This is a genomic window from Pararhodobacter sp. CCB-MM2 (assembly GCF_001691415.1).
In the GTDB taxonomy this organism is placed as follows: Bacteria; Pseudomonadota; Alphaproteobacteria; order Rhodobacterales; family Rhodobacteraceae; genus Pararhodobacter.
The window spans coordinates 21,490-34,686 of sequence record NZ_LRRR01000007.1; the positions used below are offsets into that span (position 1 = coordinate 21,490).

12 protein-coding genes are annotated in these 13,197 nt (G+C 67.1%); 11 read left to right on the forward strand and 1 reads right to left on the reverse strand.

Going from position 1 to position 13,197, the window contains the following annotated elements; translation table 11 throughout:
* Positions 1-2 precede the first annotated feature (2 nt).
* The gene (locus BCY78_RS09560; RefSeq protein WP_068300755.1) at positions 3-1,136 is read right to left on the reverse strand and encodes an acyl-CoA dehydrogenase family protein; all 1,134 of its coding nucleotides are present in this window, start codon (positions 1,134-1,136) and stop codon (positions 3-5) included.
* Between the two features lie 104 nt (positions 1,137-1,240).
* On the opposite strand from BCY78_RS09560, the gene BCY78_RS09565 reads away from it, so the two are divergent.
* From BCY78_RS09565 to BCY78_RS09615, 11 genes are all read left to right on the forward strand, one after another.
* Complete coding sequence (locus BCY78_RS09565) at positions 1,241-1,870, forward strand: TetR/AcrR family transcriptional regulator (RefSeq protein ID WP_068300756.1); 630 nt, start codon at positions 1,241-1,243, stop codon at positions 1,868-1,870.
* Positions 1,871-1,937: 67 nt separating this feature from the next.
* A complete protein-coding gene (locus BCY78_RS09570) occupies positions 1,938-2,930 on the forward strand; it encodes an enoyl-CoA hydratase/isomerase family protein (RefSeq protein ID WP_068300757.1) in 993 nt (330 codons plus the stop codon).
* Positions 2,931-3,055: 125 nt separating this feature from the next.
* On the forward strand, positions 3,056-4,684 hold the full coding sequence (locus BCY78_RS09575; protein WP_083194934.1) for an enoyl-CoA hydratase-related protein: 1,629 nt from the start codon (positions 3,056-3,058) through the stop codon (positions 4,682-4,684).
* 11 nt (positions 4,685-4,695) lie between these two features.
* Positions 4,696-5,859, forward strand: a complete 1,164-nt coding sequence (locus tag BCY78_RS09580) for an acyl-CoA dehydrogenase family protein (RefSeq protein WP_233499377.1) — start codon at positions 4,696-4,698, stop codon at positions 5,857-5,859.
* 25 nt (positions 5,860-5,884) lie between these two features.
* On the forward strand, positions 5,885-7,420 hold the full coding sequence (locus BCY78_RS09585) for an acyl-CoA synthetase (protein WP_068300761.1): 1,536 nt from the start codon (positions 5,885-5,887) through the stop codon (positions 7,418-7,420).
* A gap of 16 nt (positions 7,421-7,436) precedes the next feature.
* A complete protein-coding gene (locus tag BCY78_RS09590; protein ID WP_068300763.1) occupies positions 7,437-8,198 on the forward strand; it encodes an SDR family NAD(P)-dependent oxidoreductase in 762 nt (253 codons plus the stop codon).
* Complete coding sequence (locus BCY78_RS09595; protein ID WP_068300765.1) at positions 8,195-9,382, forward strand: acyl-CoA dehydrogenase family protein; 1,188 nt, start codon at positions 8,195-8,197, stop codon at positions 9,380-9,382. The genes BCY78_RS09590 and BCY78_RS09595 overlap by 4 nt, the downstream gene beginning before the upstream one ends.
* Positions 9,379-10,449: a phosphotransferase gene (locus BCY78_RS09600; protein ID WP_068300767.1), complete on the forward strand. Its 1,071-nt coding sequence runs from the start codon at positions 9,379-9,381 to the stop codon at positions 10,447-10,449. The genes BCY78_RS09595 and BCY78_RS09600 overlap by 4 nt, the downstream gene beginning before the upstream one ends.
* Before the next feature lie 54 nt (positions 10,450-10,503).
* Complete coding sequence (locus BCY78_RS09605) at positions 10,504-11,664, forward strand: acetyl-CoA C-acetyltransferase (protein ID WP_068300769.1); 1,161 nt, start codon at positions 10,504-10,506, stop codon at positions 11,662-11,664.
* Positions 11,665-12,642, forward strand: coding sequence for a nitronate monooxygenase family protein (locus BCY78_RS09610; RefSeq protein WP_068300771.1), 978 nt, complete (start codon positions 11,665-11,667; stop codon positions 12,640-12,642). It abuts the gene before it with no gap.
* Between the two features lie 160 nt (positions 12,643-12,802).
* A complete protein-coding gene (locus tag BCY78_RS09615) occupies positions 12,803-13,189 on the forward strand; it encodes an ACT domain-containing protein (protein ID WP_068300773.1) in 387 nt (128 codons plus the stop codon).
* The last annotated feature ends 8 nt before the right edge of the window (positions 13,190-13,197 follow it).

A 13,197-nucleotide genomic window follows, 5' to 3' on the forward strand; every position in this document is an offset into this window, starting at 1 on the left:
ACTCATTGGGCAAGAGATCGGGCGATGACGAGGCGCTGGATGTCGCTGGTGCCCTCGTAGATCTGGCAGACGCGGACATCGCGCCAGATGCGCTCGACCGGGAAATCGCGGGTATAGCCGTAGCCGCCGAAGGTCTGGATTGCGGCCGAGGCGACGCGCTCGGCCATCTCCGACGCGAACAGCTTCGCCATCGAGGCGGCCTCCAGCGCGGGTTGCCCCGCATCCTTCAGGGCGGCGGCGTGCAGGACCATCTGGCGACCGGCCTCGACCTGCGTGGCCATGTCGGCCAGACGGAAGGCGACGGCCTGATGATCCATCAGTTTCTTGCCCATGCTCTCGCGCTCCATCGCATAGGCGACGGCGGCCTCCAGCGCCGCGCGGGCCATGCCGACGGATTGCGCGGCGATGCCGATGCGCCCGCCTTCGAGGTTCGACAGCGCGATGCGGTAGCCCTGACCCTCCTCGCCCAGCAGCGCCTCGGCCGGCAGCTTCAGATCCTCCAGAGCGATCTGCGCGGTGTCGGACAGATGCTGGCCGGTCTTCTTCTCGATCGAGGCAACGCGCCAGCCCGGGGTCTTGGTCGGCACGATGAAGGCCGAGATGCCCTTCTTTCCCGCCGCCGGATCGGTCACGGCAAAGACGATGGCGATGTCGGCGTTCTTGCCCGAGGTGATGAACTGCTTCACGCCGTTCAGCACCCAGCCGTCATTCGTGCGCACCGCACGGGTCTTCAGCGCCGAGGCGTCCGAGCCGGCATGCGGTTCGGTCAGACAGAAGGCGCCGAGCAGCGCGCCCTCGGCCATCGGCTGGAGGTATTCCTGCTTCTGAGCTTCCGTCCCGAAACGCAGGATCGGCACGCAGCCGACCGAATTGTGCACCGACATGATCGTCGAGATCGCGCCGTTGCCGGCGGCGATTTCCTCCAGCGCGCAGGCATAGGCGACGGCATCGGTCATCGCGCCGCCCAATTCCTCGGGCACCAGCATTCCCATCAGCCCCAGCGCACCCATCTCGGCGATGACCTCGCGCGGGAACTCGCCCGTCTCGTCCCAGCGGGCGGAATTGGGCGCCAGTCGCTCGGCCGCGAAGCGACGCGCCATGTCGCGCACCATCGTCTGGTCTTCGTTCAGGATCATCGGGCTCCTCCTCCAGTCGCCTTCGCATCGGTAAAAATACGTCTTGCTGGTAATCTCTATACTCGCTAGTAAACAAAAGACGCAACAGTAATCCTTCGAGTCGCATGCCCCGCAAAGCCGCCCAGATCGACGCCTCGCCCTGGTCCCAGCCGGGGGATCGCGAGCGTGAGCGGGCGGCGAAGCGTGAGGCGGTGCTGCGCACGGCGGCGCGGTTCTTCAATCAGAAGGGCTTTCACGCGACCTCGCTCGATGATGTGGCGACGGCGCTGAACGTGACGAAGCCGACGATCTACCATTACTTCGCGAACAAGGATGAGATCCTGTTCGAATGCACCCGCCGGGGTCTGAGCGCGATCATCGATGCCTCGCGTGAGGCGGCGGCGCAGGGTGGCACCGGGGCCTCGCGGCTGCGCAGCGTGCTCATGGCCTATGCGATGGTGATGCTGGATGACTACGGCATCTGTGTCGCCCGCACGCAGGATTACAACCTGACCGAGGCGAGCCGGAAGCAGTTCCGCGCCCTCAAGCGCGACATCGACGCACTGATCCGGCAGGTGGTGGCCGAAGGGGCCGAGGATGGCTCGCTGAAAGTGCGCGACGTGCGCATCGCCACCTTCACCGCCGCGCAGGCGCTGAACGGGATGGGCAATTGGTATAATTCGGACGGGCCGGTGGGCAAGGAAGACACCGCGCGTCAGGTCGTCGAGACACTGATGGACGGGTTGTCGGGCTAAACGTGGCGTGCGCCGGGGCGAGGAGGCCTTGGGTGCCGCGCCGGGACTGAAAAGGGGAGGAGCCGTCATGGCCACCGGATCGATTGACACGCTGGACGCGCTGCCGGTCATCGCCGCGACCGCGCAGGCGAGCCTGTTGGACCTCGGCGACGGCGTCGCGCTGTTCCGTGCGCGGAGCAAGATGAACACCTTCGCGCCCGAGGTGCTGGACCTTCTGGAAGAGACCATCGCCCGCGCCGGCAAGGATTTCTCGGCGCTGGTTCTGGGCAATGATGACCCGCGGGCCTTCTCGGCCGGAGCGGATCTGGCGTTCTTCTGCGCCATGCTGGACGGCCCCGACGGCCCCGCGCGCATCAACGCCTACGGCGGCCGGGGGCAAGCCTTGTTCGTCGCGATGCGGCAGGCGCCGGTGCCGGTCGTCGCGGCGGTGCACGGCTTCGCGCTTGGTGGCGGCTGTGAGTTCCAGATGCACGCGGACGCCACGGTGGCGCTGGACACGGCCGCCATCGGCGTGCCGGAAACCGCCGTGGGTTTGTTGCCCGGCTGGGGCGGCTGCACTCGCTTGCTGGCCCGTGCGTTGGAGCAAAGTAGCGACCCGATTGCCGCCGCACAGCAGGCTTTCGCGACGGTGCTGGCGGGGCGGATCTACCCCTCCGCCGCCGAGGCACAGGCGGCCGGCCTTCTTCGCGCCACGGATGGCATTGAAGCCAACCGCGCCGCGCTGATCCCTGCCGCCAAGACCCAAGCCTTGGCCCTTGTTCCGGGCTACGCCGCGCCCGCTGCCCGCACCTTGCAGATCACCGGGGCCGAGGGGCTTGCCGCGCTCATGGCGGCCCCCGATGCCGACCACGCTGCCGGGCGCATCAGTGAGGTCGATCACCATCTGGCGCAGACCATCGCCTCGGTCCTCACCGGCGGTGGCGAGGGTCCGGCCCGCGCCCTGCCCGAGGCCGAGATCATGGTGCTGGAGCGCGAGGCGCTGACCATGCTGGTGCAGCGTCCGACCACGCGGGCGCGCATCGACCACATGCTCGCTACCGGCAAACGCCTGCCCAACTGAACCCTTGCGGGCCCCTTTCCCAAGGGGCCTCGTGCCGTCACGTCAAAAATTAGGTCACTGTATGATTTTCTTGGAACCTGAGCGCGAAGCATGGCAGGGTGGGCCCCGGAGCGTGGCAGCAAGCCATGAGGGAGGACCCCGCGATGGGCTTTGACTACCAGCGCCGCGACGATGGAATCGTCGTGGTGACGATGGATATGGACGGCCAGTCCGCCAATACGATGAGCCAGGTTTACCATGACCTGATGGGCGCCACGGTGGCGCGGCTGGAGGGCGAGGCCGGGCTGAAAGGCGTGGTCATCGCCTCGGCCAAGAAGACGTTCTTCGCGGGCGGCGATCTTCATGCGCTTCTGGCCAATGAGGGGGCGGATGCCGCCTACCGGGCGTGGTTGAACGAGGACAAGGGCTTCCTGCGTCGGTTGGAGCAATTGGGTGCGCCGGTCGTCGCCGCGATCAACGGTGCGGCCTTGGGTGGCGGGTTGGAGATCTGTCTCGCCTGTCACCACCGGGTGATCGTCGAGGACCGCGCCGCCGTGACGGGCTTACCCGAGGTCACGCTGGGGCTGTTGCCCGGTGCCGGTGGCTGCGCGCGTCTGCCGTGGCTCACCGGCTTGGCCCCGGCGTTGGACCTGCTGCTGAGCGGCCGGATGATGGCCCCGGCCGAGGCGCTGGACTTGGGCGTCATCGATGAACTCGTGCCCTCCCGCGAGGAGTTGCTCCCGGCCGCGTTGGCGTGGATCCATGCGCAGACCGAACCGCCAGTGCAGCCGTGGGATCGCCCGGTCGCACCCCGCTCGGAAGTCGAAATGGCCAAGGCGCGGACGCTGCTGGCCGAAACCCGCGCCCGGATCATGGCCGAGACCCGTGGCCTGTTGCCCGGCCCGTTGAAGATCGTCGAGCTGGTCGAGGCGGGCTTGGTGATGGAGGTCGATACGGTTCTGGCACTGGAGTCGCGGCTGTTCTGCGACCTGCTCGGCCTGCCCGAGACCCGTGCGGCCATCACGCTGAACTTCTTCGCGGCCAATGCCCTGCGTTCGGGCAAGCTGCGCCCGGACGGCCCACGCCACCGGATCGAGGCGCTGGAGATCACCGGCGACGGGGCCGACGCCCTGACGGCGCTCGCCCACAAACGCCGGATCACCGTCGGCCCCGCGCCGCTGAAAGCGCAGGTCGCGGGGGACGAGATCCTGCTGGGTGAGGCCGGTAAAGACCCGCTGCGCCTGCACCGCTCGGGTCCCGTGGTCGAGATCCACGCCGGCGCACCCGCTGCCACGGCACGGGCCTATGACCTCGTGCAGCAACTCGGCCTTATGCCGTTGGTCGTCCGGGGCGCCTTCCTCGACCGGCTCCGCGCCGCGCTGCAAGACGAGGTCCAGCATCTGCTGACCGAAGGCAACGCACCCGGAGCCTTGGCCGCGCGAGCCCATGCCGCGGGGCTGGACCTGACACTGCCCGAGGGCGATGGCCCCGTGGCCGACGACGCCACTGACCGGCTGCTCACCCGCCTCAGCCTCGCGGCGCTGACCTGCCTCGCCGAAGGCGTCCTGCAGCATGAGGCCGAAGCGGATCTGGCAACGGTCCAAGCCGCAGGCTTTCCACGCCACCTTGGCGGGGCGGTGCAATACGCGCGGGAGCAGGGGCCTGACGCCTTCCTCGCCCGTTGCGACGCGCTGGCCGACCGGCTGGGCGACCGCTTCCGCCCCTCCTCCGCCCTGCGCGCGTATCTGCGTGACGCCAAGTCCTACGCCGCCTGACAGGAGCCGCCATGATCCGCCGCCGCCTTTTCGAGCCCGAACACGAGATGTTCCGCGACACGGTCCGCCGCTGGGCCGAGGCCGAGGTCTATCCCCATGCCGAGCGTTTCCGCGAACAGGGCATGGTCGACCGCGCGGTCTGGCTCAGCGCCGGCGCGCAGGGGTTCCTCGCCATGTATGCCGATGAGGAATACGGCGGGCTGGGGCTCGATGATTTCCGCTATGACATGGTCCTGTCCGAGGAGCTGTCGGCGCGCGAGAACGGCCTCTATATCCCGCTGCACAACCGCATCGTCGCGCCCTATCTGCACAAGTTCGGCACTGATGAGCAACGCGCGCGCTTCATGCCCGGCATCACCTCGGGCGAGACGGTGCTGGCCATCGCCATGACCGAGCCTGACACTGGCTCGGACCTCTCGGGCATCCGCACGCGGGCCGAGGACAAGGGCGATCATTGGCTGATCAACGGCGCGAAGACCTATATTTCCAACGGCATCCTCTGCGGACTGGTGCTGGTCGCCGCGCGCACCGGACCGAACCGGCACGACATCGGCCTGTTCTGGGTCGAGGCCGACCGGCCCGGTTTCTCGCGCGGGCGGAAGTTGGCGAAGATCGGCTTGAAGTCTCAGGACACGGCCGAGCTGAACTTCGACAACGTGCAGATTCCCAAGGAGAACGTGCTGGGTGATCCCTTGGGCGGGTTCCGGATGATGATCCACAACCTCGCCGAAGAACGCCTGATGGGCGCGGTGCAATTCCTGTCGCATGCCCAACGCGCCTTCGCCATCACGCTCGATTTCGTGCGCGAGCGGAAGGTGTTCGGCAAGCCTGTCGGCACCTACCAGAACGCCCGCTTCAAGCTGGCCGAGATGCGCACCAAACTCGATGCCGCGCAGGCCTTCGTCGACCATTGCGCGCAGGAGCATCTGGAGGGGCTGCTGACCCCGGAATTGGCGGCTGAGGCGAAGCTTCTGGCCTCCGAGACCGAGGGGTTCGTCGTTGATGAATGCGTACAGCTGCACGGTGGGGCCGGTTTCATGGAGGAATATGAGATCGCCCGCATGTACACCGCCGCGCGCGTCAGCCGGATCTATGCCGGATCATCGGAAATCATGAAGGAAATCATCGGTCGGGGCCTTGGCCTCGACGACCGGAAACCGCCAGCGGCCCGTTGACGGGTCGCCTTGCGAGGAGGAGCGCATGAAACACCTGTCGTCTTTCGCGACCATCACCCCCGACAAGCCCGCCTATCGCATGGCGCGCTCGGGCGAGGTGATGACTTACCGGCAGCTTGACCGGATCTCGAACCAGGGCGCGCAGGCCTTTCGCGCGCTGGGGGTGGAGCAGGGCGGCAATGTCGCGCTGATCTTCGAGAACCGTCTGGATTTCCTCGGCCTGTGCTGGTCCGGGCAGCGCGCGGGCGTGTTCTACACCGCGATCAGCCACCATCTGAAATCGGCCGAGATCGCCTATATCGTCACCGATTGCGAGGCGAGCGTCTGCATCATCTCGGATACCTACGCCTGCCTCCTGCCCGAGCTTCAGGCCGCCTGCCCGGACTGTCGGTTCTTCATCGCCGGCAAGGTTGACGATCCGGCGCTGGATTGGAACGCCTTTCAGGCCGGGATGCCCGCGGAACCCATCGCCGATCAGGCGGCCGGGGCGGACCTGCTCTATTCCTCGGGTACCACGGGGCGGCCCAAGGGGATCGTGCGCAAGTTCACGCCGCAGCCCGTCGACACGGTGATCCCCGCGCTGATGACCGTGCTGTGCGAGACGATGGCGGGGATGGGGCCGGATACGGTGCTGATCACGCCCGCGCCGCTCTACCATGCGGCCCCGCTGCGGTTTGCGATGATGGCGGTGATGTTCGGCGGCACGGCCCTCATCAGCGAGAAGTTCGACGCCGAGGAAACGCTCGCCTTGATCGAGCGATGGGGCGTGACGCATGGCCAATTCGTGCCGACGCATTTCGTCCGCCTGCTGAAACTGCCGGATGACGTGCGCGCCAGGTACCGCCACGACAGCCTGCGCGTCGTCTTCCATGCCGCCGCCCCCTGTCCGCGCGACGTGAAGCAGGCGATGATCGACTGGTGGGGCCCGATCCTGTGCGAGTTCTACGCAGGCTCGGAGGCGAATGGCGTGACCTTCTCGACCTCGCAGGATTGGCTGCGTTTCCCCGGCACCGTCGGCAAGTCGCTGACCGGCCCGATCGTCATCGCCGACGAGGACGGGAACGAGCTGCCCGCGGGCCAGATCGGCGGGGTCTATTTCGACAGCGGTGTCGAATTCGCCTATCGCAACGATCCCGAAAAGACCGCCGCCGCCTATCTGCGCCCCGGCTGCGCGACCTTCGGTGACATCGGTTATCTGAATGACGAAGGGTTTCTCTTCCTCTCGGACCGGAAGGCCTACACGATCATCTCGGGTGGCGTGAACATCTACCCGCAGGAGACCGAGGACCTGCTGATCACCCATCCCGCCGTCGCGGATGCCGCCGTGTTCGGCGTCCCGAACGAGGAAATGGGCGAGGAGGTCAAGGCGGTGATCCAGCTGGAGCCGGGCATCGCCCCGAACCCCGAGACCGCGCGCGAGATCATCGACTGGTGCCGCGAGCGTCTGTCGAACCTGAAGGTCCCGCGCAGCATCGACTTCCGCGAGACCCTGCCGCGCACGCCCACCGGCAAACTGATCAAGCGCAGCCTGCGCGATGAATACTGGCCCAAGGCCAGCTGACCTGAAGGAGAAAGACATGGATATCAAAGGACATGCGGCGATCGTGACCGGCGGGGCCTCGGGCCTTGGCGGGGCGACGGCCGAGATGCTGGCCAAGGCCGGCGCGAAAGTGGCGATCTTCGACATGAACGAGGATCTGGGCCGCAAGCACGCCGAAGCGATCGGCGGCGCCTTCTTCAAGGTCAACGTCACCGATGAATCCCAGGTTGAGGAAGCCGTCGCCGCCGCCGAGGGCCTGCATGGCAAGGCGCGGATCCTCGTGAACTGCGCCGGCATCGGGCCGCCCGCCAAGGTCATCGACCGCGAGGGCAAATCGATCCCGCTGGCCTCGTTCGCGACGATCATCAACGTGAACCTGCTGGGCTCGTTCAACGTGCTGTCGAAATTCGCAGCCGCCCTGCACACCGCCGATCTGGTCGGCGAGGAGCGCGGCGTGGTCATCAACACGGCCTCGGTCGCGGCCTATGACGGGCAGATCGGGCAGGCGGCCTATGCCGCGTCCAAAGGCGGCATCGTCGGCATGACCCTGCCCATCGCCCGCGAGTTCGCGCGTTACGGCATCCGCGTCATGACCATCGCGCCGGGCCTGTTCCTGACCCCGCTGATGGCGACCCTGCCGCAAGAGGCGCAAGACAGCCTCGGTCGTCAGGTGCCCTTCCCGCCGCGTCTGGGCGATCCCAACGAATTCGCCCGCATGGTCGCTGCCATCGTCGACAATACCATGCTGAACGGCGAGGTCATTCGTCTCGACGGAGCAATCCGGATGGCGCCGAAATGAGCATCCTGAACCGCACCGGCATCAGCGACCGCGCGCTGGCCCTCGCCGACCGGGTCGAGGCCTTCGTGCGCGAGACCGTCGCGCCCTATGAGAAAGACCCGCGCCGCACCTCGCATGGTCCGACCGATGAGTTGGCGATGGAGCTGAAACAGAAGGCGCGCGAGGCGGGCCTTCTGACCCCGCATATCCTCGGGGGTGGCGACCACCTGACCCAGCGCGAAACGGCCGCCGTGCTGATCCGCTCAGGGCTGTCGCCTCTGGGCCCCATCGCCTGCAACACCGCCGCGCCCGACGAGGGGAACATGTACCTTCTCGGCAAGGTGGCGAGCGCGGATCTGAAGACGCGGTTCCTCGATCCGCTGGTGAAGGGCGAGAAACGCTCGGCTTTCTTCATGACCGAACCGGCCGAGGATGGCGGCGCGGGTTCGGACCCGTCGATGATGCTGACCACTTGCCGGCCTGATGGCAACCACTGGGTGATCAACGGTCGCAAGACCTATATCACGGGGGCCGAGGGCGCGGGCGTGGGCATCGTCATGGCCAAGTCCGAGGACGGCGCCTGCATGTTCCTTGTGGACCTGCCGGACCCGGCGATCCGCATCGAGCGGGTGATGGACACGATCGACAGCTCGATGCCCGGCGGCCATGCGGTCGTCACCATCGACAATCTGCGCGTGCCGGCGGATCAGATGCTGGGCGACAGCGGTGAGGGCTTCCGTTACGCGCAGGTCCGCCTGTCGCCCGCGCGGCTGTCGCATTGCATGCGCTGGCTCGGCGCCTGCGTCCGCGCGAACGAGATCGCCACGGATTATGCCAACCGCCGCATGGCCTTCGGCAAGCAACTGGTGGATCACGAGGGCGTCGGCTTCATGCTGGCCGAGAACCTGATCGATCTGAAGCAGGCCGAGCTCATGACCTATTGGTGCGCCGATGTCTTGGACACGGGCGCGCAGGGCACGGCGGAAAGTTCGATGGCCAAGGTCGCGGTGTCCGAGGCGCTGATGCGCGTGGCCGACCGCTGCGTGCAGGTGATGGGCGGGCAGGGCGTGACCGGCGATACGATCGTCGAGCAGGTGTTCCGCGAGCTGCGCGCCTTCCGGATCTACGACGGCCCGACCGAGGTGCACAAATGGTCGCTGGCAAAGAAGATCAAGCGCGACTGGAAGAAGGCTCAGGAGGCATGAGCGAGGCCACCGACGCCAGCCTTAATGCCGGTGCCGAGCCGGTGCGCGAGGGGTTTCACTTTGACGAAGCCGCCCTCGCGCGCTGGATGGCGGAGCATGTCGAGGGGTTCGCGGGCCCTCTGACGGTGATGCAGTTCAAGGGCGGCCAATCGAACCCGACCTACAAGCTGCTGACGCCCACCCGCGCCTATGTCCTGCGGCGCAAGCCCCCCGGCCCCCTCGCTGCCGGGGCCCATGCCGTCGACCGCGAGTTCCGGGTGCTGAAGGCGCTGGGGCAGGCCGGGTTCCCGGTCGCGCGGGTGCACGGGCTTTGCACCGATGACAGCGTGATCGGCAGCTGGTTCTTCGTCATGGACATGGTCGAAGGGCGGATCTTCTGGGACGCGAGTTTCTCGGATCTGCCGAAGGAACAGCGCGGGGATTACTTCGCCGCGATGAACCGGACCCTGGCGCAACTGCATGCGATCGACCCGGATAGCGTGGGTCTGGGCGATTACGGCAAGGCCGGGAATTACTTCCAGCGCCAGATCGGCCGCTGGACGAAATCCTACCTCGCCGACACCGACGCGGGCCGCGATCCCGGCATGGACCGGCTGATCGACTGGCTGCCCGGCGCGATCCCCGAGGGCGACGAGACCTCGATCGTGCATGGCGATTTTCGCTGCGACAACATGATCTTCCACCCGACCGAGCCGCGCGTGCTGGCGGTGCTGGATTGGGAGTTGTCGACGCTGGGCCATCCTTTGGCCGACTTCGCCTATCACGCGATGATGTACCGCATGCCGCCCGACATCGTGGCGGGGTGGGGGGGAATGGACCCGCGCGCATTGGGGCTGCCCAGCGAGGCCGAGTCCCTCGCGCAATATTGCGCCAACACCGGCCGCGCGGGCCTGCCGCATTACGACTTCTACCTCGCGTTCAACTTCTTCCGCATGGCCGCGATCTTTCACGGGATCAAGGGGCGGGTGGCGCGTGGACAGGCGGCCTCGGCCCATGCGGCGGAGCGGGCGAAGGCCTTTCCGCGGCTGGTGGCCTTGGCGCTTGAGGCGATGGAGGCCTGCCGCTGACAGGCGGCGGGCAGGGAAATTCAGGGCCCGAAGCGGGCCGCACAGGAGGATGACATGGCCGAGGCCTATCTCGTGGAACTGGTCCGCACGGCGGGCGGCAAACGCAATGGCGCGCTGGCGGCCTGGCACCCGGCCGATCTGGGCGCCGAGGTGATCGACGCGCTGATCGCGCGCTCGGGCATTGATGGCGCGGTGGTTGACGACGTGATCGTCGGCTGCGTGACGCAGGCCGGCGAGCAGGCCTTCGCCTTTGGCCGCAACTGCGTGCTGGCGTCGAAACTGCCCGACAGCGTGCCGGCGGTGACCATCGACCGGCAATGCGGCTCGTCGCAGCAGGCGGTGCAATTCGCGGCGCAGGCGGTGATGTCGGGCACGCAGGACGTGGTGATCGCCATGGGCGTCGAAAGCATGACGCGCGTGCCGATGTTCTCGAACATCAAGTACCACCTGAAGGAGGGCCTCGGGATCGGGCCGTTCTCGGACCGGATCGAGGCGCGCTTCGGCACCCGCGATTTCAGCCAGTTCAAAGGCGCGGAGATGATCGCCCGTAAGCATGGCTTTCACCGCGACACGCTTGACCGTTTCGCGCTGGAGAGCCACCGCCGCGCGCAGGCCGCCAGCGACGCAGGCGCGTTCGACGCCGAGATCGTGCCGCTGGCCATCGACGGCGGCTTCCACACCCGCGACGAGGGCATCCGGGGCGATGCCTCGTTGGAGGGTATCGGCGGGGTGAAGCTGCTCGAGGAAGGCGGAATGATCTCGGCCGCCAATGCCTCGCAGATCTGCGACGGCGCGGCGGGGGTGCTGGTCGTGTCCGAGGCCGCGCTGAAGAAATACAACCTCACGCCCAAGGCGCGGATCGTGAACCTGACCGTCACGGCCGGCGATCCGGTGATCATGCTGGAAGAGCCGTTGCCCGCCACCGTCAAGGCGCTGGCGCGCGCAGGCATGAGCATCGACGACATCGACCTCTATGAAGTCAACGAGGCCTTCGCTCCGGTTCCGCTGGCTTGGGCAAAGCACCTAGGCGCCGATCCGGCCAAGCTGAACGTCAACGGCGGCGCGATTGCGCTGGGGCATCCCTTGGGCGCCTCGGGCGCGCGGCTGATGACGACGCTGGTGCATGCCCTGCACACGCGCGGCAAACGCTACGGGCTGCAGACCATGTGCGAAGGCGGCGGCATCGCCAACGTCACCATCGTGGAGGCGCTGTAAATGGCCCTGAAGACGCGGATCACCGAGATGCTCGGCATCGAGCATCCGATCGTGCAGGGCGGGATGATGTGGGTGGGCACGGCCGAGATGGCCGCCGCCGTCTCGAACGCGGGCGGGCTTGGGATCCTCACCGGCCTGACCCAGCCCACGCCGGACGCCCTGCGCGCCGAGATCGACCGCTGCCGGGCCATGACCGACAAGCCCTTCGGCGTGAACCTGACGATCCTGCCCTCGGTCAGCCCGCCACCCTATGCCGAATACCGCCGCGCGATCATCGAGAGCGGCGTGAAGATCGTCGAGACCGCCGGCGGTAAACCGCAGGAGCATGTCGAGGATTTCAAGGCGCATGGCTTGATCGTGCTGCACAAATGCACCTCGGTCCGGCATGCGCTGTCGGCCGAGAAGATGGGCGCGGATATCATTTCGATCGACGGGTTCGAATGCGCGGGCCATCCCGGCGAGGATGACGTGCCGGGGCTGGTGCTGATCCCGGCGGCGGCGGATCAGGTCACGGTGCCGATGCTGGCCTCGGGCGGGATCGGGGACGCGCGCGGGCTGGTCGCCGCGCTGGCTTTGGGGGCCGAGGGCGTGAACATGGGCACGCGCTTTTGCGCCACCAAGGAAGCGCCGATCCATGACAGCGTGAAGCAGTTCCTCGTGGCGAATTCCGAGCGCGATACCAAGCTGATCTTCCGGGGCTTCAAGAACACCGGCCGCGTGGCGAGGAATTCCGTGTCGGAACAGGTGGTCGAGATCGGCACCCGCCCCGGCGCGGTGTTCGAGGATGTGCGCCCGCTTGTCTCTGGCGCAAACGGGCGGCAGGCGCTGAGCACGGGCGATCTGGATGCCGGGTTGATCTGGGCCGGGCAGGTGCAGGGGCTGATCCACGACATCCCGACCTGCGCCGAGCTGATCGGCACCATGGTGGCCGAGGCGGAAGCGATCATCGCCAGCCGCCTGCGCGGGCTGGTTGCCTGAACACGACGCGACGCCGGGCGGGGGGCGGGGGGCTTGACGCGCCCTCCGCCCTGATCCACGGTTCTCCCATTGTCTCATCCCTGAAAGATGAAGCTCTCGCGGATCGGTCGTGTCACCGACGGGGAATGTCCTTCTTCAGCTCCCTGAAAGAGGACCCCTCATGAGTATTCAACTGACCATCCTCGTCGTTCCCGGCCGCTATGCCGTCTGTCGTCTGCAGGCCGAGGCCGCCATCCCCGACTGGCTGCAGGGCCCGGGATTCAAGGCCGTTGTCTATGCGGATGACGAAGTGACCCTGGTCTGCCTTGACGAGCGGGTGCCCCTCGGCACCCCGTCGGAACCGGGCTGGGCCTGTCTGCGCACGGTGGGTCCGTTTCCGTTCGACGCAGCGGGGATCGTCAAATCCCTGATCGATCCTTTGTCCGGCAATGGTATCGGTGTCTTTGTCCTCTGCACCTTCGATGGCGAGCACGTCTTGATCCCGGCAGACCAACTCGATGCGGCGCGACAGCATCTGGAAGCCGCCGGGCATGAAGTGCTCGCGTAGGCGGGCGA